General features: G+C 59.1%; 18 protein-coding genes and 1 pseudogene. 12 read left to right on the forward strand and 7 right to left on the reverse strand.

Going from position 1 to position 19115, the window contains the following annotated elements; genetic code table 11:
• Positions 1-188 precede the first annotated feature (188 nt).
• Entirely contained in the window at positions 189-467 is a 279-nt protein-coding gene (locus AB4048_RS25085) for a transcriptional repressor TraM (protein ID WP_442204707.1), read from the forward strand.
• On the opposite strand, the gene AB4048_RS25090 is transcribed toward AB4048_RS25085, so the two are convergent.
• Positions 468-1175, reverse strand: a complete 708-nt coding sequence (locus AB4048_RS25090) for an autoinducer binding domain-containing protein (RefSeq protein WP_442204708.1) — start codon at positions 1173-1175, stop codon at positions 468-470.
• A gap of 268 nt (positions 1176-1443) precedes the next feature.
• Here AB4048_RS25090 and AB4048_RS25095 point away from each other — a divergent pair, with 268 nt between their 5' ends.
• The 4 genes from AB4048_RS25095 (at position 1444) to AB4048_RS25110 (ending at position 5546) form a co-directional block, all read left to right on the forward strand.
• Positions 1444-3057, forward strand: a complete 1614-nt coding sequence (locus AB4048_RS25095) for an RcgA family putative transporter (RefSeq protein WP_442204709.1) — start codon at positions 1444-1446, stop codon at positions 3055-3057.
• Positions 3047-4042: an RcgR family putative quorum lactone hydrolase gene (locus AB4048_RS25100; RefSeq protein ID WP_442204710.1), complete on the forward strand. Its 996-nt coding sequence runs from the start codon at positions 3047-3049 to the stop codon at positions 4040-4042. Before AB4048_RS25095 ends, AB4048_RS25100 begins: the two co-directional genes overlap by 11 nt.
• Positions 4043-4292: 250 nt before the next feature.
• A complete protein-coding gene (locus tag AB4048_RS25105; RefSeq protein ID WP_442204722.1) occupies positions 4293-4931 on the forward strand; it encodes an XRE family transcriptional regulator in 639 nt (212 codons plus the stop codon).
• Between the two features lie 84 nt (positions 4932-5015).
• Positions 5016-5546, forward strand: coding sequence for an RES family NAD+ phosphorylase (locus AB4048_RS25110; RefSeq protein WP_442204723.1), 531 nt, complete (start codon positions 5016-5018; stop codon positions 5544-5546).
• Positions 5547-5576: 30 nt separating this feature from the next.
• Here AB4048_RS25110 and AB4048_RS25115 read toward each other — a convergent pair whose 3' ends face one another.
• The 4 genes from AB4048_RS25115 to traA are packed head-to-tail and all read right to left on the reverse strand — an operon-like array spanning position 5577 to position 11506.
• Positions 5577-6188 (reverse strand): TraH family protein, encoded by a 612-nt coding sequence (locus tag AB4048_RS25115; RefSeq protein WP_442204711.1) that lies wholly within the window; start codon positions 6186-6188, stop codon positions 5577-5579.
• A 17-nt stretch (positions 6189-6205) separates the two neighbouring features.
• Complete coding sequence (locus AB4048_RS25120) at positions 6206-7372, reverse strand: conjugal transfer protein TraB (protein ID WP_442204724.1); 1167 nt, start codon at positions 7370-7372, stop codon at positions 6206-6208.
• Positions 7362-7928 carry a conjugative transfer signal peptidase TraF gene (gene traF, locus AB4048_RS25125; RefSeq protein ID WP_442204712.1) on the reverse strand — a complete coding sequence of 189 codons (567 nt, stop codon included), beginning with the start codon at positions 7926-7928 and terminating at the stop codon, positions 7362-7364. The genes AB4048_RS25120 and traF overlap by 11 nt, the downstream gene beginning before the upstream one ends.
• Entirely contained in the window at positions 7925-11506 is a 3582-nt protein-coding gene (gene traA / locus AB4048_RS25130) for a Ti-type conjugative transfer relaxase TraA (RefSeq protein WP_442204713.1), read from the reverse strand. The genes traF and traA overlap by 4 nt, the downstream gene beginning before the upstream one ends.
• A 264-nt stretch (positions 11507-11770) precedes the next feature.
• On the opposite strand from traA, the gene traC reads away from it, so the two are divergent.
• The 6 genes and pseudogenes from traC to AB4048_RS25160 form a co-directional block, all read left to right on the forward strand.
• Positions 11771-12043: a conjugal transfer protein TraC gene (traC, locus tag AB4048_RS25135; RefSeq protein ID WP_442204714.1), complete on the forward strand. Its 273-nt coding sequence runs from the start codon at positions 11771-11773 to the stop codon at positions 12041-12043.
• Between the two features lie 4 nt (positions 12044-12047).
• Complete coding sequence (gene traD, locus AB4048_RS25140) at positions 12048-12260, forward strand: conjugal transfer protein TraD (protein WP_442204715.1); 213 nt, start codon at positions 12048-12050, stop codon at positions 12258-12260.
• A complete protein-coding gene (gene traG / locus AB4048_RS25145; protein WP_442204716.1) occupies positions 12250-14202 on the forward strand; it encodes a Ti-type conjugative transfer system protein TraG in 1953 nt (650 codons plus the stop codon). The genes traD and traG overlap by 11 nt, the downstream gene beginning before the upstream one ends.
• Before the next feature lie 18 nt (positions 14203-14220).
• Positions 14221-14418: a hypothetical protein gene (locus AB4048_RS25150; RefSeq protein WP_442204717.1), complete on the forward strand. Its 198-nt coding sequence runs from the start codon at positions 14221-14223 to the stop codon at positions 14416-14418.
• A 208-nt stretch (positions 14419-14626) separates the two neighbouring features.
• The gene (locus AB4048_RS25155; RefSeq protein ID WP_442204718.1) at positions 14627-14935 is read left to right on the forward strand and encodes a WGR domain-containing protein; all 309 of its coding nucleotides are present in this window, start codon (positions 14627-14629) and stop codon (positions 14933-14935) included.
• Positions 14936-15096: 161 nt separating this feature from the next.
• Positions 15097-15570, forward strand: a pseudogene (locus AB4048_RS25160) (adenylate/guanylate cyclase domain-containing protein); the annotation flags it as partial.
• Positions 15571-16704: 1134 nt separating this feature from the next.
• Here the strand turns inward: AB4048_RS25160 and AB4048_RS25165 are convergent.
• Positions 16705-17304, reverse strand: a complete 600-nt coding sequence (locus AB4048_RS25165; RefSeq protein ID WP_442204719.1) for a Rap1a/Tai family immunity protein — start codon at positions 17302-17304, stop codon at positions 16705-16707.
• A gap of 720 nt (positions 17305-18024) precedes the next feature.
• Between AB4048_RS25165 and AB4048_RS25170 the strand changes: the two genes are divergently transcribed.
• Positions 18025-18378 (forward strand): hypothetical protein, encoded by a 354-nt coding sequence (locus AB4048_RS25170; RefSeq protein WP_442204720.1) that lies wholly within the window; start codon positions 18025-18027, stop codon positions 18376-18378.
• Positions 18379-18692: 314 nt separating this feature from the next.
• On the opposite strand, the gene AB4048_RS25175 is transcribed toward AB4048_RS25170, so the two are convergent.
• Positions 18693-19115: tyrosine-protein phosphatase (locus AB4048_RS25175; protein ID WP_442204721.1), on the reverse strand; the 423-nt coding region annotated here is incomplete at its 5' end.

A 19115-nucleotide genomic window follows, 5' to 3' on the forward strand; every position in this document is an offset into this window, starting at 1 on the left:
TGAGCACGAGAAATAAGGATTATTCCCATCCTGCAAAAGTGCAGTGGAAGTGGCACCAGCCAATCGCTAAAATAACTCTCTAGATAGTACGCAATGTGTTGCTCGATTCTCACGCGAACAGTGCTATTGGCGCACACCGCAGCCGGCGCGCGGACATTGGGAGAAACTATGGATCACGAGAGAACGACATGACCGCGGACATCGACTTACGGCCGATTGTCGGACTGCTCTCGAACGAGTCCGAGCAAGTTGTCGAAATCCTGACGATAGGTGCGATCAAGAAGCACCGTACGCTGGTGGACCGGGCAGAAAGAATGTTTCAAATCGCCCACGCAGGTTGCCGAGACGACGATAAAGAGCCGAGTGAGGCTTACCTAGCCTATCTGGATGTTACGATCGAAATGCACGCGCAAATGTCTGCGCTCACGACACTTCTCGACATCCTAGGCCGAACACCGAAGGTTTGATCAGATCAGGCACCGACGGATTGCCAAAGCCACGAGCTGGGTGTTGTTGCAAAGGTCATACCGCCGCCTAACCTCGGCTAATGCGATACGAACAGTGTTGTATTTCACGTCTTCGATATCGGCCGTGTCTTCCACCGTTTTCCCAAGGGAAAGCCATCGCGCATAAGTGGCTTCCTTGGGTGAGAGATAGAACGGCTCTTGGATCGACGGAGTAACCTTTAGCTGCTCAATGCGGGCATGTAGCTGTCCAACCGCAGAGGATGCGGCAACCGGATCGATGTCGTCCTCCGCATCCAAAACGGATTTCCCGGAGAAAAAGCTGAGGAGTGAGATGGCACCGCTGGAAATATTGATTGGTATGGTGATGCCTGAACCGATCCCGAACTGCGATGCCGCTTCATAGAAATCCTGGTCCTCGCCCGTTGGCTGCGCTGGCGGTGATTGAATATCAGACCAAGCGAAAGCGCGGCGCGACTGGTTGGCACGCCTCAGAATGGGATTTCGTCCAGCCAGGTCGAACTTCCGGCTTCGCTTCAACCAATCGGGATGCAGGTTTGATATCACGCAGAAGTCGCCCGGCGTCATTTTAGCGTAAGCGTACCCCAAGAATCCGCACCTGTCTGCCAACTGTGCCAGCGCAGCTTTCAGCGTTGCGCCATCATGCGCGACAGCGCTAATCTCGAGGAGCCCCGCGACAAGTTGGTCCATGCAAATCCCCTCCAGCATCGCCGTTCTCCCGTCCCTAAGAGGCCGACTGGGACGCCATGCCCCAGTCCGGCTTCCTCCCGAGTTGACGACCGCAGCGCGTAGCCTCTACTCAGCCTCAGGTTGATTCATTAATTTCGACGCAGCGATCACTCGCTGTGCGTTTGCAACCAGTTAGTCCAACCAGAATTCAATAACGGGCGGTTGAGTGATTTGGCACGATGTATTATGAAGTGCAGCGAAACGAAACGAAATTAGAGTTGGTAATCGATTGTTTCAGAACGGAAAATTATTTCTACAACCGCCGAACGACGGCAGCGACTGGAAGGAATTGTTCAAGAAAATGGCCGCGGCGGGCGCGGGCAGGGCACTCGATGAAGACGGATTTCCCGCTGGCCCCTGGACGCCCGAGCTGCTTGCCGAGGCGATCTCACAGATCGATTCGAACCGCGCTGGGGTTGATCTACGGACGGTCCAACTTTGGTTTCAGGAAAATGACAAGGGAATTAGCGCGGCGAACATTCGTTGGCTCGCGAGGGTTTTTGGGTGTGATGATCCGGAAGCCACGGCTGCATGGCAGGTCGAGCTAAGTGCGGCTCAGGCGCGGCTGCAGGCCAAGAGACGGGAGGCGAGAAAGGCGGACAGCCGTGCGCCGGACCGGCCTGGTGTGTCGCCAGAGCCCGGGGTTGACGAGGAGCAATCGTCATCGGTCGAGTTTACACCCGATGCCGAGGCCGATCGGAAGAAGCAGCGCTTTAGCTTAGCGCGAAAATCGGAGGCCTTTTTTAGCAGCGGCTCGCCGCTGAACTTGCCTGCGTCTGTGTTTGCAGGTGCCTCCGCTCTCGGTTTTCTGTCCTATATAGTGGGGATCCACAGCGCGGTTTACCTCCGCGCCGATAACATTTCTAAAGAAGTTGGATTTCTCTGGGCACCGAATTGGACCTTCCTTTTCATGGTGCTCTTGCCGCTGTTTTTCGCACTAGTCACGGAGCTGCTCGCCTTCTGGACAAAGGAAGGGCGCGCGAAGCTGTGGGCGTGGAGTGACACGACAACAAGTGACGATGACTGGGCACGCAATGTGGAGGGATCCTCCTTTTCATATTGGGCAGTGTTTCTGATCTGTGTGTTGTTCGCGGGCGTTTTCCAATGGATTGGAGTTTGCCTGATCCCATTGCTGGAAGGCGGAGCAGACTACGCAACAAGTTGGGGCACACTGGCGATTGTACGACCGGAGGTTATATCCGTCCCGGTATCGATTGGGTTCACGGCCCTGGCTTACTTTTACATGAGCCTTTGCTTTTATTTGTTTTTTGCCGGACTCATTTTGCTCCACACGATGATCCATGATCTCAGGAAAATTGACCTGGAAGCAAAGATCCATCAGCAGGGTGGATATCAAGGCGAAGTCTATGAGCTGTGCTTGAGATTAATGCGTGGGATATTTCGTTGCACAATACTAGGCCTTCTGGTCGCGTTGTGCATGAAGGCTCAGAGCTCCTATCTGACATCGAACGCCAAAAACATCCTCGACTGGTTGATCGGAGATATGTCTTCAGCGCTGGCAGGACGTGATGGTGTCAGCAACGGACTCCACTATCGGATGCCGACCCATTACAGCAGCCTGCTCGTTGCAATTTCGACCATCGTTGTCTTCTTCTACGGTTCCATCTGCCTGCGAGGTATCGGCACGCGATTTCATCTGCCACTGTGGAAGATGGCGGCGGTCGTGACATTGCTGTTTGCCACCTACCTGCTGATAGATGCATTCGTTGGATTCTCAATCGTTTTGGGGATTGGTGTGCTGGTCGCGGTGTTCAGTCTGGTTGATCCTGGCCTAGGCAGTCGGCAATCCAATGAAGTAGGAAGCAGACAAATTGTATCTTAGTTGGCTTGATCGGTGGGATGAAGAGCGGGCGCGACGCGGTGAGGACGGGAAGGAAACGACCAGTTTCATCCTTGATGCAGACCGTGTCTTTCCAAGTGAAGAAATCGGCAGCATCCGCGAATTTTGTGCCCGCGCCGAAGAAGTTTCGACTGACCCGACGTTCTTTGAGGAGCAAGACCGCGGCGATCAACAATTCGAAGCGAGCGAGCATTGGGTAAAATTTCCATCGGATATTTCGACCGATGTCGCAGAGAACAATATCGTCTGGGCAAAAATCACCAAAAGTGGATCACTCGACAAGGCACTGGTGATTTTTCACCATTGGAACGCTCGCACCCGAAACGCTCAAATTGCCGGCTTTTTGTCACGGCGCGGCATCACGGTCGTCGAGATCGCGATGCCTTATCACTTCGAGCGTAGTCGTCGGGGTTCATTGCACGCGGATTACATGCTGAGCGCCAACCTTGGTCGAACGATCCAAGCCGTGAAGCAGGCCGTATGTGATGGAAGAAGACTCATCCGCTGGCTGAAAGGTGAGGGCTATCGTGAAATCTCTGTCCTCGGCATGAGCCTCGGTTCCTGGGCCGCAGGATTGATTGCCGCACATGATGCGAACGTTTCGAAGGCTTCGCTGTTTCTGACGGGCGGAAGCCTTGCGGATATGGTTTGGACCGGTCGGGCGACAAGATCTATCCGTAGCAGCCTCGAGCCGGAAATCGAGTTGGCTGATCTCAGACGAGCATGGAGCCCACTCGATCTCGAGAACCACGTGCATCGTCTGGCTCGGCCAGATCTTGATCTCCAAGTGGTGCTGGCCAAGAGAGACACGGTAGTATTGCCGGAGCTGTCGGAAAGCCTGTTACTGGGTTTGAAAAACGCCGGCTGCCGACCGCAGACCCTGAAACTAAACTGTGGGCACTATTCCCTTGGAAAGCTACCATACATTTTGTACGCCGGTTTGAGCTTAAAGCGGTTTCTGTCTTGAGTTGACCGGGTACCGGGCCATTGAAGTGTCAGCGTTACAATCGGGTGCTACGCGTGCCATAAATTGAAAATCCTTTACGAACTTGACGAACTTATCCATCCTTGCCATATAAGTACTTCTGTATGGAGGAAATGTTATGGCATCTCCCAAGGCAAAACCCAGCATCAAAGACGGCTCGGCCCGAAGGGATGGACCAGATAGGTCCATGGCTTTTTTCCTGGCGACAGGCGCCGGTGCGCTGCCGGAAGGTATGAGCGGCTTCAAAATTAAAGTTCCGGATAGTGCCACCAAAGTCCTGTCCGACAAGCCGAAGCGCGTGCAGGCACTGCTGCAGCAATATGGTCAGGCGATTTCAAGGAGTCGAACCGCCGGCAGACGTGTGAGCTTCCGCGTTGACGTCGATCCGGAAGGCGAGATGGTCGTAACCCCGGTAGAAGACGACGCATTGGCCGCCCCTGCGCTGTCTGATGAAGACAGCACCGCAGATTCTGGCCTTGAGCAAGCTCTTGCCGCAGCCCGGGCACGCGGACGCTCGAAAGCAGCAGAAATCCTCGAGCGCGCCGATATGCTCAGCGCTGACGACTTTGCTCGCCTGCTCGGCACGACGCGGGTGACAGTCAATACCAAGCGGCAAAACGGTCAGGTGCTCGGACTCGACGGTGCCAAGCGTGGGTATCGCTTCCCCGATTGGCAGCTCGATTCCGATGGCAAGCCATTTGCTGCACTCCCTATCCTTCACGAGAGGCTCGGTGGAGCTTGGGCAGTCTATCGCTTCCTGGTCCAGCCGCATGGTGAACTGGATGGTCTGACGGGTCGTGAAGCTCTGGAGCGTGGACGGACTGAACAGGCGATCGCGGCAGCGGAAAGCGTTGGGCGAGATTTCCGGTAAATGGGAAATGCACTACCGCCCGTCGGCTTCGAAACAACAAGCCTGCATCTACATGTCGTTGCGTCCGGCTCACGGTTCGGCCGCATCTACCTCGGCAGATACCCTGATCGGCTCGGCTTCGGAAAGACACCGAGCCGCTTCAGCGACCCGCGGCGCCGAAAGCCCGCCAATCGCTTTGGCGTGCTCTACATGGGCGACACCGTCAAAGTCTGCTTTCTCGAAGCTTTGCTAAGGGATCAGCGCGACGGGTTAATCGGTGATCTGCCAATTGCCGAGTCAGAGTTGCGTGACCGACAGTTTGCGCAGATCGAGGTGATCGAGCCCCTGACGATGGTTGATCTACGCGACGACGGCGCGATCAAGATGGGTGTGCCGACCGATGTGGCAAAATCCTCCAAACAATCCCTTGCTCGCGAGTGGGCTGTCGCATTCCATGAACATCGAGATCATGTCGATGGCATCATTTATCCCTCAAGGCTAAACGGGCACACAAATCTTGCCGTGTTCGATCGATCCATCGGCAAGCTGAAGGCTGTCGGCGCGACAAGGTTGATATGGGCGCCGGGTCTCGCGAATGTGCTCGATGACCTGAAGGTTGCGATTATCGGTCCTTGATCCGGCCCGCGTTCAGCGTTGCTCGACAAGTCATTTCTGACCGCCGATCCTCGACAGATCGATTCTGATACCCGCCACTCCGATGTCGTTTGCGTTTGAGGGCTCGGCCTCGCTTTCAGCCGGCGCAGCATCAGCGGGCTCCGCCTCGACCACCTTCGCCTTGTCGCTCGTTTCCGCGATAGCGCCACCGGGATCCTGACTTTGAAACACGCCCTGACCCTCGAACTGGCCCGTGTTCCAGGCGTAGACCGCATCGTCGAAGATTTGCGGAAAGACCTCGGAGTTTGCGGGGTTGCCGTACCATTTTCTTACGATCCGAAGAATCTTGGCAAACATCGCAGATCCCTTACGGAGGTTCTCGCAGGGCTCGACCAGCTCGGAACTTATCTCGGAGGTATTCTTCACACCGACACCGGCCGGAAACTGCGTCACGCCGACCCGGACCACCGCCCGGCCGACATACTCCCGAACGATGCCCATGGCCTCGTCAGGGGTTTTCGGCTTGGGAACGAGGATGAGACGGCCGCCCGATTTTACGGTGACAGCCAGCGGGTCGCCGGAGCCGACTGCAGACACGAACTGCTCGACAATAGCAGGCTTGAGCGCCGGATCGGCGCACTGTTTGATAAAGGCAGGGTCCATGACGACGGCTCCGAAGATCAGGTGTTGAAAGACATAATGAGGGGCTTGTCGAACAGCCGTGCCCAGGCTTGCGTGCTGGCGCGCTGAATGGCGATGATTGATGTCCCTTTGGTCCACCAGTCGTTTCCGACGGCGATGATGAGGTCTGGACCATGAAGCATCGACTGCAGGACGGGCCAGATGATCAGTTGCTCGTAGCAGATGAGCGGGGCCACGCGCCGGTCCCCGACGGACACAATCGGATTTGCGAAGAAGTTCGCTCGGCCCCCGCCGCTTCTTCCGATCAATGGCAGCCAGGGCTGCCACATCGAGCCGGGCACCGGCATGCGTTCCCGATAGAGGATCTCACTGTCGCTGGCCGAGACGCGAACCAGAACATTGTCATATCCTTCCTGATCGACGACAGCCGCGCCGGCGATGACGCTCAGATCGGCACCGGCGAGTTGCTGCCGCCAAAGCCGTTCGACCGATGGCGTCCAAAAGCCGAGCGCGCTTTCAGGCAAGAGCATGTTGCCGGCGTCCGGTCGGCGCTGTAAGCGCAGCGTTGCAACAAGGTCACTATGACGAGCAAGACTGTTATCTCGACCGAGACTATTTCCGAGCTGCAGGTCGACGCCCTGCCAGTGCCGCCCTATCTCGGGAGTGGTCCAGAATGCGGCGGACCAGAGCCAGAAACCTATTAGGGTCATGGCTGCAGCCGGTCGATATCGCGTTGTCATAGTCGCGAGACCGGCTGTCACTGCCGCAAGTCCGATCCAACCCCATCCTGGAAAGAGAATGCCTGCCGCGGTGATCGGATGCGCCCAGCCAACAATGCCGAAGGGCGGAAGGGAAATGAGGACCATCGCGATCGTATATCGCAGGGCTTTCCACCCCCCAGAATGACGCGACCACAGCGCGACATGAACAAAAACAAAGCCGGTTGAGGCGACCAGCCACAAGATGAGTCCTAGCCAGATGTCCGATTGATAGAAGGCAGCCACGCCTTGCGGAAGACCACGCGAGGCCGCCAAAAAATAGGCGGCTGAAACGACACTGGCGGTGCGACGACTGCGTGCCAGCGACCAAAGCGCGGGAAATGCGATTGCTGCGGGCAGGGCCAGGACCTGCCCGCTCCAGCCAATGTATCCAATCGTGGCAGAAGCCAGAACGAGGGCAAAGGGTTGAAGCCAATTAGGGCGCATAGGTGAGCACCTGCTTCGCAAGACCGAGGACACCGGAGGCCGGGACCGGGCCGAAGTATCGGGAGTCCCAGGATCCGGGAAATGGCGAATGGAGGAACAGGAAACCGGGCGGAACCGTCCCTCCTTCGTATGGGCGCAATGGCCGCCCCCGGCCGTCCTGCGACACGAGGTTCGAGCTTGCGATCTGCCGTCCATCGATCGTGACGCCGCCGGCGACATCGATGTGCTGACCGCCGACTGCCGCCACCGTTTTGATGAGGGGGCCAAAGCCGCCCGGACACAGCCCCGAACGTAGGTAGCCTCTCGCAAATCCCTGCAAAACAGCGTCGGTCTCCGGCGGGCAGACGAACACAAGGTCATCGACCTGAACCGGGCGATAGAGGGGTGCGACACGCCAGAGCCCGAGCGGCTCGCTGGGCGTGGTGTTGAGCCGCAGGCCGCCGATGGTGCCGCCGGCAATCACTGCGAGCGCAAAGCCACAGGAGATTGCGAGGAAAACGAGAGCCAGGCATCTTTGACGCCCACCGGCCGAAGTAGGGGAGATGAGAAACGTCATTTCAGCGACAATCCTTTCGTCTGGGTCTGCCGCATGGTTTCCGCCTGTTTGAGTGCCACAGCTGTGCGCTCATGCGCAGCCAGTTGCTGGACGGTCCGGATCGTGTCCCAGGCGGATCGAAGCTCGTGCTTCTGCGCCGGCTGCATACCCGCGGACGCTGCCTCAAACGCCTTCCCGTCCGCTGTCTTTGCCGCAAGCGGAAGGAAGGTTCTTTCCCCGAAGCGCTCCGACACGGCCTTGGCAAAACCTTCGAGCTCGGCCTTCACCATTTTGTCGGCCAGAACATATTCCAGACCAGCGGGGATATCGTTTCGATCGATCGCATCACGCACGCGCTCGAGCACCTGCTTCGCGGACGCAGAGAGAGCAGGAATATCGAGCGAGAGCTTGGTGCGGACCGCGCGTTCCTCGTCCTCATAGCGGCTGGCCGTCTCCGCGCGTTTCGCAATGAAGCCCCGCAGATCGCGGGCAAGGGCTGGCGCGTTGACGAGTGCTGTATCGCGCGCCTGCTTCTCGGCGCTTCCTGCAAACAGACCGGTCTTCCCCTTCAGTGCGCCGAAGCTTTCCGGCTGCTCGGCAATCCGCACAATCGTCGTTGCTGCTACCGTTCCGTTCGCCAGCATCGCGTCGACATTGACGGCCTTGAAGGCCGCCTGCGGATCCGCAAAGACGTGACGGAAGCGAGCGGAAACCTCTTGCCAGCTGTCCTTCAGGCTGGGGTCTGCCGAGAGCCTGTCTTCGACCGCCTGACCGATCGATCTGGGGAAGGTTGTCGTGCCTGAGACCACGGGTTTTGCCTCCTCGATTGCAGATCTTGTCGATACAGTCGATCTCGCTCCGCCAAGGCCAAGCTTTGCCGCGACGGCGGCGAGACGCGCGCCGAGCTCGGCGAGCTTCGACGATTGACGGACGGTCCATTGGAGATGGTCGTGTGCGATCGCGCGGGCGACATTCATCAGATGGAGGCCACGCGCCTCCGCAAAGCGCAGCGCAGCGCGATAGTGCGATGCGTCCTGATAATCGAGCGTCGTTTCCTTTGATCCGGCACGCGAGAGCCGCTCATGGAGCCGGGCCATCGCCAGGTCCTCGATCGGCACGACCTTCCAGGAATTGCGGTCAACCTCCGTGCCATCGGGGAGCATGACGCGCTGCGATCCGACGTGTTTGAGGCCGATGCGATCACCGATCCTGGCGTCCGACGCATCCATCGCTCGCGCGAGATCGACACCCCACACGGTTCGCTCCTGGCCATCGGCATAGCCGAGCGTCACATAGTAGCTGTTGCGGTTCCCCGATTTGTGCTCGTAAGGCGCTTCGCCATGGCCTATCAGCACGCCGCCACGCCGCTGCGCGAACTCTTCCAGCCCGACATAGAGCTCCGCCGTCTCGCGGTGACGCGTCATGGCGACATAGGACAGGTGCCGGTCCAGCGTGCTCGACGCCAGCACCTTGACGCGATCGACGGTGGCACCCTGGCTCTTGTGCACCGTGGTGGCGTAGCCGTGATCGACATTGGCGTAGAAGCGCTGTTCGACCACGACCTGACGCCGATCGTCGCCATTGCCGATCTCAGCAACAATCCTCCCCGGCTTGGCGTCGACGACACGCGCCAACATGCCGTTCTTGACGCCGAGCGACCCTTCATTCTTCAGGAAGATGATCTGATCGCCGGCCGCAAAATTCCTCGTCCCGTCTTCCGTCCTGAATACATGGCCGGTCTCGATCAGCCCTCGCTCGACGAGCTTGCTGCGCGCCATCTCGTTCAGCAAACGCACATCGACACGGCGATGAGCGAGGATCAGGGTAGCCTTGGCCGGATCGTATTCGTGGTCCCAGTCGGCGATCAAAGCATTGATCGCCTCGTCCCTGGTCCAACCGGTCCGCACCATATCCCGCTGCGCATAAGCGTCGAGCGCGGCCGATACGTTCCCACGCGCCAGATCGAGGGCGGCATCGCGCATCCACTGTTGACGCTGACGGTAGATAGTCTCGAGTTCCGCATAGCCAACCCGCTCGGAAATGGCGCGGAAGGCAGCGCCGGCCTCGATCGGCTGCAGCTGCTCGGGATCGCCGACCAGGACGAGCTTGGCACCGGACATGGTCACCGTTTCGACGAAGCGGGCCATCTGCCGGGACGAGACCATTCCTGCCTCGTCGAGGACGAAGACAGTTTTGTCATTAAGCCGGTGTCGCTCTTGATCCCATCCTAGTTCCCAGGCAGACAGCGTCCGGGAGGCAATGCCAGCTTCCTTCTCCAAGCCTTCCGCCGCTTTGCCCGCAAGCGCGCCACCGACGACCCTATAACCGGCCGTCTCCCACGCCTCTCGCGCTGCCTTCATCATCGTCGTCTTGCCGGCGCCGGCGCGGCCGATCACGGCAGCAATCCTCTCCGGACCTGCGACATGTTCGATCGCGGTTTTCTGCTCATCCGACAGACGGTCATGCCGCGAAAAGACGCCGCTCAGAACCACTCGGCTGACGTCATGAGATGATCGCTGCGACAGCCAGATCGCCTGATTGGCCATCTGCGCTTCAAGCCGGATCAGCTCTCGCGTCGTGTATTTGGCCGCGGCCCTAATGCCCGTGACGAGTTCCATCCGCTCACGGTCGAGCCGGAGCGTTTGCGGGCTCTGCAGGATCCGCGCCATCAGGTTCTGGAAGAGCGCCCCATGGTCGATATATCGGTAGAGGACCTTGGCGATGTCGCGCTCGTCGAAGACGCTCTTCTCGCGGGTGATGAGGTCGAGCACGATTTCCGGATTGCGCTGGATCCGCCGAGCATTCTCCACACGCCGCTCTTCCTGCAGCTCCAACCGCTCGAGCGCGACCTTCTCCTCCCCGCCGTCTGCCTTTCGCTCGATCGCCTTCGTCCCGACGCCGAGATGGATGGTCGGCGTCAGCTCGATCCCCTGTTTCTCGAAGGAGCGACCATCGATTCGGATGTCGAGACCGGCGAGTGCCAAATGCCGGTTCTGGCAGGCGAACCAGCCATCGCGGAACGCGTTAAAGTCGTGAGCGCTCCCGGCCCAAAGCTCGTAGACGATCTTGCCGGCATCGTTACGGACAGCATTGCCATCCGGTGCCAAAGCCGCGACCTTCTTCGCGCCAAACCCGTCCTCGGTCAGTGGCCGCAAGGTTGTCATCAGATGGATGTGCGGATTGCCGGGAGCATCGTGAAACACCCAGTCGGCGACCATGCCCTTGGCAGTGATGTGCCGCTCGACGAAGTCGCGGACGAGGGCGATGTTCTGATCGGCGGACAGCTCGATCGGCAGGGCAATGGTCACATCCTTGGCAAGCTGCGCATCGCTCCGCTTCTCGAATGCCTCGACCTTGTTCCAGAAGGCTTCCGATGCGCCAGAGACCGATCGTTCTGCAATCATCGACCGCAGCCAGTCGGGTGCGTCTTCGGGAATGACGAACTCCTCATGCAGCAGCCCTTGCTTGCGACTGTAATCGATTGTCCGGGCTTCCCGCTCGAATTCCATCTTGGCGCAGTGCCGGTAGGCCGCTGACAGCATGGCGCTGCGGCCCGAGCCGCGGGCAACGATGCTGACTGAGAAATGCGGAACGGCCACGGCGAGAACGAGCTCCTAGATCGAACAATTTCAATGTGTTCGTCGAGAGCGGCTGGCCCAATCCAGTCCATTGACAGGGCCCTTGAGCAGGGCGTCGCGTCAGCGACGTATAATTGCGCCCTTGGATCCGCTCCTTCGGAACGGCGGGATCATTCGCCAAATGCTGACGCTTTGGCGAGGTGCAACATTGCACCTTTCCAGCGGGTGAAAATTCGGGGCAGGGTTCGTCTTCATCGGACCATAAGAAACGAGGAAGCGACGCCAATGAAGAAGCCAGCCGCCAAGATCCGGGAAGAGATTGCTCGCCTGCAGGAGCAACTCAAGCTGGCCGAAACACGTGACGCCGAGCGCATCGGTCGGATCGCGTTGCGGGCAGGGCTCGGAGAAATTGAGATAGAAGAGGCTGATCTTCTGTCGGCATTCGAAGAGGTCGCTGGTCGGTTTCGCGGAGAAACGAAATCCGCTCACGGGCGCGAAACTGCGACCACGCCGCCGAACGGCGCGCGCGAGGCTGCGGGCCAGTCTGCTGAGGCTTGAGCGAATGCAGAAGATGTCGACGGCCGAGGCTCGGAAGAAAGACGCGCGGGAGAAAATTGAACTTGGCGGCCTGATCGTCAAGGCAGGCCTTCGCTACGAGAAACGCGCGCTCTTGCTCGGGCTGCTGATCGATGCCGGCGCGCGGATCAGGGCCGACGTGGCGGAGCGAACGCGTCTGAGTGAACTCGGCGCGAAGGCATTCGCCGATGACGCTTAGGAGGATCCTTTTTGCCGCCATTCCAGCCGTTGCCATGTTGGCGATCGCGTTGATTGTTCCGGGCATCGAGCGCTGGCTATCGGCATTCGGTACGACGGATCACGCGAAACTGGTACTCGGGCGGATCGGGCTTGCACTGCCCTATGCACTCTCCGGGGCATGCGGCGTCGTCTTCCTGTTCGGCACGAGGGGATCGGTCAACGTCAAGACCGCAGGCTGGAGCGTTGTCGCGGGTGGTCTCGGCGTTATCCTTGTCGCAGCGCTTCGCGAGGGATCGCGCCTGCTGGCTTTTGCCGACCAAGTCCCCACGGGAACAACGCTTCTGTCCTATGCCGACCCCTCGACCATCGCAGGAGCGGGCATCGTGCTGCTCGCGACTTTCTTCGCGCTGCGTGTTGCGAGGATGGGAAATGCGGCATTTACGCGAAGCGAGCCGAGACGCATCCGGGGCAAACGCGCCCTGCACGGAGAAGCGGACTGGATGACGATCCAGGAGGCGGAAAAGATCTTTCCGGAAACGGGCGGTATCGTCATCGGCGAGCGATATCGTGTCGACCGGGACGATCCAGCCGCCACGTCGTTTCGGCCAGGCGAGCCGACGACCTGGGGCAGGGGCGGTTCCGCACCGCTGTTGTGCTTCGACGGCTCGTTCGGCTCATCGCATGGGATCGTTTTCGCCGGTTCAGGTGGTTTCAAGACGACCTCTGTCACGATCCCGACGGCGCTCAAATGGGGCGGCTCGCTCGTGGTGCTCGATCCATCAAACGAAGTGGCGCCAATGGTGATGGAGCACCGGCGCAAAGCCGGCCGGCGCGTGATCGTCCTCGATCCGAAGAACGCCGACTCGGGGTTCAACGCGCTCGACTGGATCGGTCGCCACGGTGGCAGCAAGGAAGAGGATATCGCGGCCGTCGCGTCCTGGATCATGAGCGACAGCGGCCGCGCGACTGGCGTCCGCGACGACTTTTTTCGCGCATCCGGACTTCAGCTTTTGACCGCGATGATCGCCGATGTCTGCCTGTCCGGACATACCGATAAGAAGCAACAGACGTTGCGGCAGGTCCGCGCCAATCTGTCGGAGCCGGAGCCAAAGCTCCGTGCTCGCCTGCAGGAGATCTACGACAATTCATCCTCCGACTTCGTGAAGGAGAATGTCGCCGCCTTCGTCAACATGACGCCCGAGACCTTTTCCGGCGTCTACGCCAATGCGATCAAGGAAACACACTGGTTGAGCTATGCGAACTACGGCGCGCTGGTGTCGGGCTCAAGTTTCTCCACCGAAGCGCTGGCCGATGGCGAGACCGACGTCTTCATCAATATCGACCTCAAGACGCTGGAGACGCATTCCGGCCTGGCGCGCGTCATCATTGGCTCCTTCCTCAACGCGATCTATAATCGCGATGGGGCGATCAAAGGCCGGGCACTGTTTCTCCTCGATGAGGTGGCAAGGCTCGGTTACATGCGGGAGCTGGAGACAGCGCGCGACGCCGGCCGAAAATATGGCATCACGCTCACGATGATCTATCAGTCGATCGGCCAGCTACGGGAAACCTACGGCGGTCGCGACGCGTCCAGCAAATGGTTCGAGAGCGTCAGCTGGATCTCATTCGCGGCAATCAATGATCCGGAAACCGCCGATTATATCTCGCGCCGATGCGGCACGACCACGGTCGAGATCGATCAGGTGAGTCGCAGTTTTCAATCGCGTGGATCGTCAAGAACTCGATCGAAACAGCTCGCCTCCAGGCAGCTGATCCAGCCGCACGAAGTCCTTCGCATGCGTGCTGACGAGCAGATCGTCTTCACCGCCGGCAACGCGCCATTGCGATGCGGCCGCGCGATCTGGTTCCGCCGATCAGACATGAAGTCCTGCGTCGGGGAGAACAGATTTCAACAGCGCGCTGACCGTGCCGAAGTCCCGGCTTCGTCCGAACCAATCTGAACACGGGAGGATCCATCAATGCGATATTGGGAAGCCTGCGAGGCTCGGGTTTCGGGTGAAGACGCGATCGAGGAATGCCGAATCCACGAAGTGGCGGCCGCCGTCCGGGAAGATGACAAGGCATTGGTCGATGAAGCCACCGGCGAGGTCATTGCTCATCCCGACGAGGAGGGCGAATATTATGGTGCGGATATCCTCGGCTATCTCGGGTACTGATCAATACCGCCGCGACCGCGAGAGGATCGTGACCCGAATGGGCGAAGACCGTTTGCGGGCTTCGTTCGCCTTGGCGAATAGAGCCGTACGCCGAAGGCGGATCGCCCAACACCTCACCATTGGAAAGCTTCACTAGATTGAATCGATTGCCCGAAACCGATTCATAAATGTCGTTGGACCGCAGATTCGAAACGCGCGAATCTCGGCCATGATCGCACAGCCCTATCAGCTCTATGTGGAACGCAAGGACCACGCCAAGAACATGGCTCGCTTCTATGCAATGTCGATCGAGGCCAACCTGTTCGGTGAACTTTGCCTGACGCGGCGATGGGGCAGGATCGGCGCCAAGGGCCAGACATTGATCCACCATTTCGAGCGGGAGCAGGATGCGGTTGCCCTCTTCCTGGACCTCACCCGACAGAAGCACGCCCGAGGTTATCGAACGAAGCCACCAGCAACCCGCGAATCTGATAGTTCCGCTCCTTCTACGGTCATCGAGCTTGGGGCGATCAGGTGAAAGTTCCTTCCAAAGTTCTATCCACTATTGACTCCAATTTTTTTGCTTGTGGTATACGGGCGGCAGCGCCTAACCCACAGCCCACCGTCTCGCTTCGCGGCATCGCTCGCAGACCGCTTGGAGTTGGCGTATGATCTGGCTTTCGTCGGAGGAGTTGAGGGTTGGCAACGGATCAGACCAAACGCAAGCTTCTTGCCATCCTCGCCGCCGATGTGGCTGGCTATAGCCGTCTCATGGGGATTGACGAGGAGGGAACGCTTTCCCGGCTGACCGATCATCGCCGCGACGTCTTTGATCCGAGCATCGTGCGGAACGGTGGCAGCATTGTCAAAACCACCGGCGATGGATTGCTGGCTCAGTTTACGAGCGTCGTTGACGCAGTAAGATGCGCGGTTGAAGTGCAAACTCATATGGCCAGCCGCAACGCCGGCCAGGCTGAGGATAGACGCATAGATTTCCGCATCGGTATCAATGTTGGCGACATAGTGGAGCAGGGCGGCGACATTTTCGGTGACGGCGTCAACATCGCCGCGCGGCTGGAAGGTATTGCGGAGCCCGGCGGGATTTGCGTGTCGGCACGCGTGCAGGAAGATGCCGCCGGAAGAGTAGACTTTACCTTCGAAGATATAGGTGAGCAGGCGCTGAGGAACATCGTACAGCCGGTCCACGCCTTTCGGCTGCGGCTTGTGCAACCCGCCATAACCGGCGGAGTTTGGCAGACTACGTCGCCCGGCAAGCCATCGATCGCTGTCCTGCCGTTCCAGAACATGAGCGGCGACCCTGAACAAGAGTATTTCGGTGACGGTATCGCCGAAGACATAATTACCGCCTTGTCCAAGTCGCGAGGCTTCTTCGTCATCGCCCGGAATTCGACCTTCGCGTACAAGGGCAAGGCACCTAACATCCGCCAGGTAGCTCGTGAACTTGGCGTTCGCTACGTCCTCGAAGGTAGCGTCCGCAAGGCAGGCGAGCGGCTGCGGGTGACTGGGCAGCTTATAGACGCGACCAACGACAACCACATATGGGCAGAGCGCTACGACCGGCCTACTGCCGACATTTTCGCGGTGCAGGACGAGATCACCGCCAGTGTTGTCGCAGCGATTGAACCCCAGCTCTACGCTGCCGAAAATCTTCGCCTACAGACCAAGCCCCCGGAAAGCCTCGACGCCTGGGGCTGCGTCGTGCGGGCCATGCCCTATATCTGGACCTGGGTTTCCCAAAAAGACGACAACGGCATCAACCTCCTGAACCGAGCCATTGAACTCGATCCCGGCTACGCACGGGCGCACAGCCTGCTGGCTTGGATCTTTGCCACGCGGGTGACGCTTGGCAACATGGATTTCGACCGCGGCGTGTCTGATGGCCTCATTCTCGCCCAACGAGCGATCGACCTCGATCCAGATGACCCGTGGGGACATCTGGCCGCGGGCTATGTCTTCACATTTTCGCGACGCTTTGGACCGGCGGTTGAAGAACTGAACGAAGCGTTGCAGCGCAACCCATGTTTCGCATTTGCGCGCGTCATTTTGGCCGTCGCCTACGGCTATGCCGGACTTGCGGAGGAGGGCTATCGCCAGTTAGAGATTGCCAGTCGACTGAGCCCGCGCGACTACGCGCAGGCCGCGAACTTGTCGGTCGAAGGGCTATGCCATCTGGTCGCGTGCCGCTACGCCGACGCGGTGACTGCCGAGCGGCGTGCGGTCCAGCTTCGGCCCGACTTTGGTACCGCCTGGCGCACGCTCACCGCAGCCGCAGGGCTCGCGGGCGACCTAGACGTTGCGCGACAGGGTCTCGTCGAATGCAAGCGTCTCCAGCCAAACGTCAGCATTGCTTGGGTCGAAAAATACCATCCACTCATCCGAGTTGAGGACCGCGCCAGGTACATCGAGGGCTTGCGCCTGGCCGGCCTTGAATAGGCCATGCGAGATGATCTGGTGGCAGGGGAACTTGTCGGCCAGTGCACGCCGTACCGCTGACGTGCTATCCAGGACGCGCTGCTCCGGTTTCTTGTTGAGGAATTTGGCAACGATCTCGGTTAGCTCCTCGGCTTTAAAGTTGCTGACGCTAGCAGGAAAGCAGAATTTTGGCATCTTCTCGTCGAAATAGACGCGATCACCTTCGATCTCGTAGGCATCGAAGGCAGCCATGACATAACCATAACAGGTGCCCGCCTTCATTGCATCCGCAGGACTGCCAATACGATTGCCCGCCAGACGCATCTTCAAGAACGCGCGGCAGTTCTCAGCCAGATCGGCAGCCAGCATGTAGTTCGCCACCCACCCTTCCGGCGTCTGCTGTGGCGGTGCTTCAGTCTGCGGCTGAGGTTCAGCGTGGAGCAGCAATGCAGATACGGCTCCCAAAATTTGCATCGCATGCCTCCCACTTTGGGATCGTCACATAGAACCTCGGCGGGATGAAGACTTGACGCAGGTGCGGTCGACTAGCGTACCAGTGTCTAGCCTTAGCACACCTGCGGACCAATCATGGCCTTGAAGTCCGTCGATATTAGAACATAAGACGAACGTTCGCCGGACATCCTAGCCGACCCAACGTGGCGCAGAAGGAGAATATTTATTCCCCACGGTGCGGCCAACTTGAGACAGCACCCCCGTCGGAATGCGACTCCGAGTGCGCAGATCAACACATTCGAGGCTGGCGACGATCCGACGTTAATCGGGGCGACGCCAGCCTCAAAGAGCTTGCCAAAGCTCTACCTATCCGCTGCCATTGGGTGAACGCGGATAGGCTTTCTTCTAGATCACATGAAAATTAGGTGAAACTGATCGCGTGGCTCGATTACCGCGGCATCTTCACGAGGAGGAAGCCCTTCGTAGCATCTCGAAACTCCGCGCATCTGAGCATTGACTCCAACGCCGGCAATACTGGCTCTGGTCCACACTTCCGCTTTAGCTGCGTGATGCTGACCTCGACGACCCGCCTGCATTGACAGAGGGCGAAGAGGATTTCCCAACCGGCGATGTCCATCAGGCGCTCTTCCGGCTCGATGCGTTCGGGCTTCCGGTTATTGCGACTCATTCCGGCGGCCCCAACGTCCGAGCGATGAACTCTCGATGCCAGCCGCCGGTACCGTGCTCGCGACGCATCACCCGCCCGCCTTCGCACAGCATCAGGATCATTCGCTCATTGTGGTAAAACAGCAGCTGCTCAAAGGCGCGGTTGGCGACGAACATGTTGTTCGCGCCGGCAATGTGTTCCGCGAGGTTATCCTCAGCGTCGACGATGTCGATCGCGTAGGTGAATTGATCGTATCGGACACTTGCGCCTGGACGGCATCGCTATTCTCCGCGCGTTGCTTTCGCACAGGCATTGCCACCGTCGTCCGGCGCTACCCGCATTGCCTCAAGCTGGCCGCAGAATGCCGCGCACCGATCGGTCTGGCCGCGTTCTCGAAACTTGCAATCCCGCGACGCGATCTCGACTAGGACTTCGACAAGTCAGGGGAATAGCGTTGACGTAGTTTTTTGACATTGAGTTCACCGTGCCGACCGCATTTGTGGCAGTCGAGGGCGAGGGTCGGTTCGGTGATATCGCGCAACGCAAGGGGTCTCTGTTCCATCACTTTTCGCCCTCTAATTGGAGGTTCATCCTGCCCTGATTTTGGGGAGATCAACCACGACAGCATCTGGCTGACTTCATCACCGCCTAACTTCGGTCGTTGCCTCAAGCCCCTCAAAGATAGTTGAAACATTCCTGTGTGCTGAAGAAAGCAGCTTGTTGAGGAATGGGGCCACTGGTCCTAGCGGGTGAGCGAGGGGAGTTCTTCCTGGCGCGAAATTTCGCCGCCGAGATGGCGTCCGCTGTCTCCGTCGGGAAGTTCAAGCGCTTCCCAGCTTTCGTCCATGGCATAGGCCGCTGATAGGTGCGGAACGCCGACGTGGCCGTAGTAGAACGAAAGCTGCCGCTCAGCCGTCTCGGCTGCGACGCCGGCAATGCGATTGCTGTAGAGCGCTGAAACGAGGCCGCTTCGATCCGAACCGCCCTGGCAGTGAATAAGGATCGGTTTCGGCGCTGCCTCCATTATCGCAACGATTTCGCTAGCACGCTGAGGCGTAAATTCCGTGGTCGCAGACATCCTGAAGTCGATGTGCTCAACCCCCAGATCTCGCGTCGCGGCAATCTCGGCGCCGTACCAATCCGCGTTGGAGTTCTCTCCTCTTAG

Origin of the sequence: Rhizobium sp. RAF56 (genome assembly GCF_052113965.1) — a bacterium.
Lineage (GTDB): Bacteria > Pseudomonadota > Alphaproteobacteria > Rhizobiales > Rhizobiaceae > Rhizobium.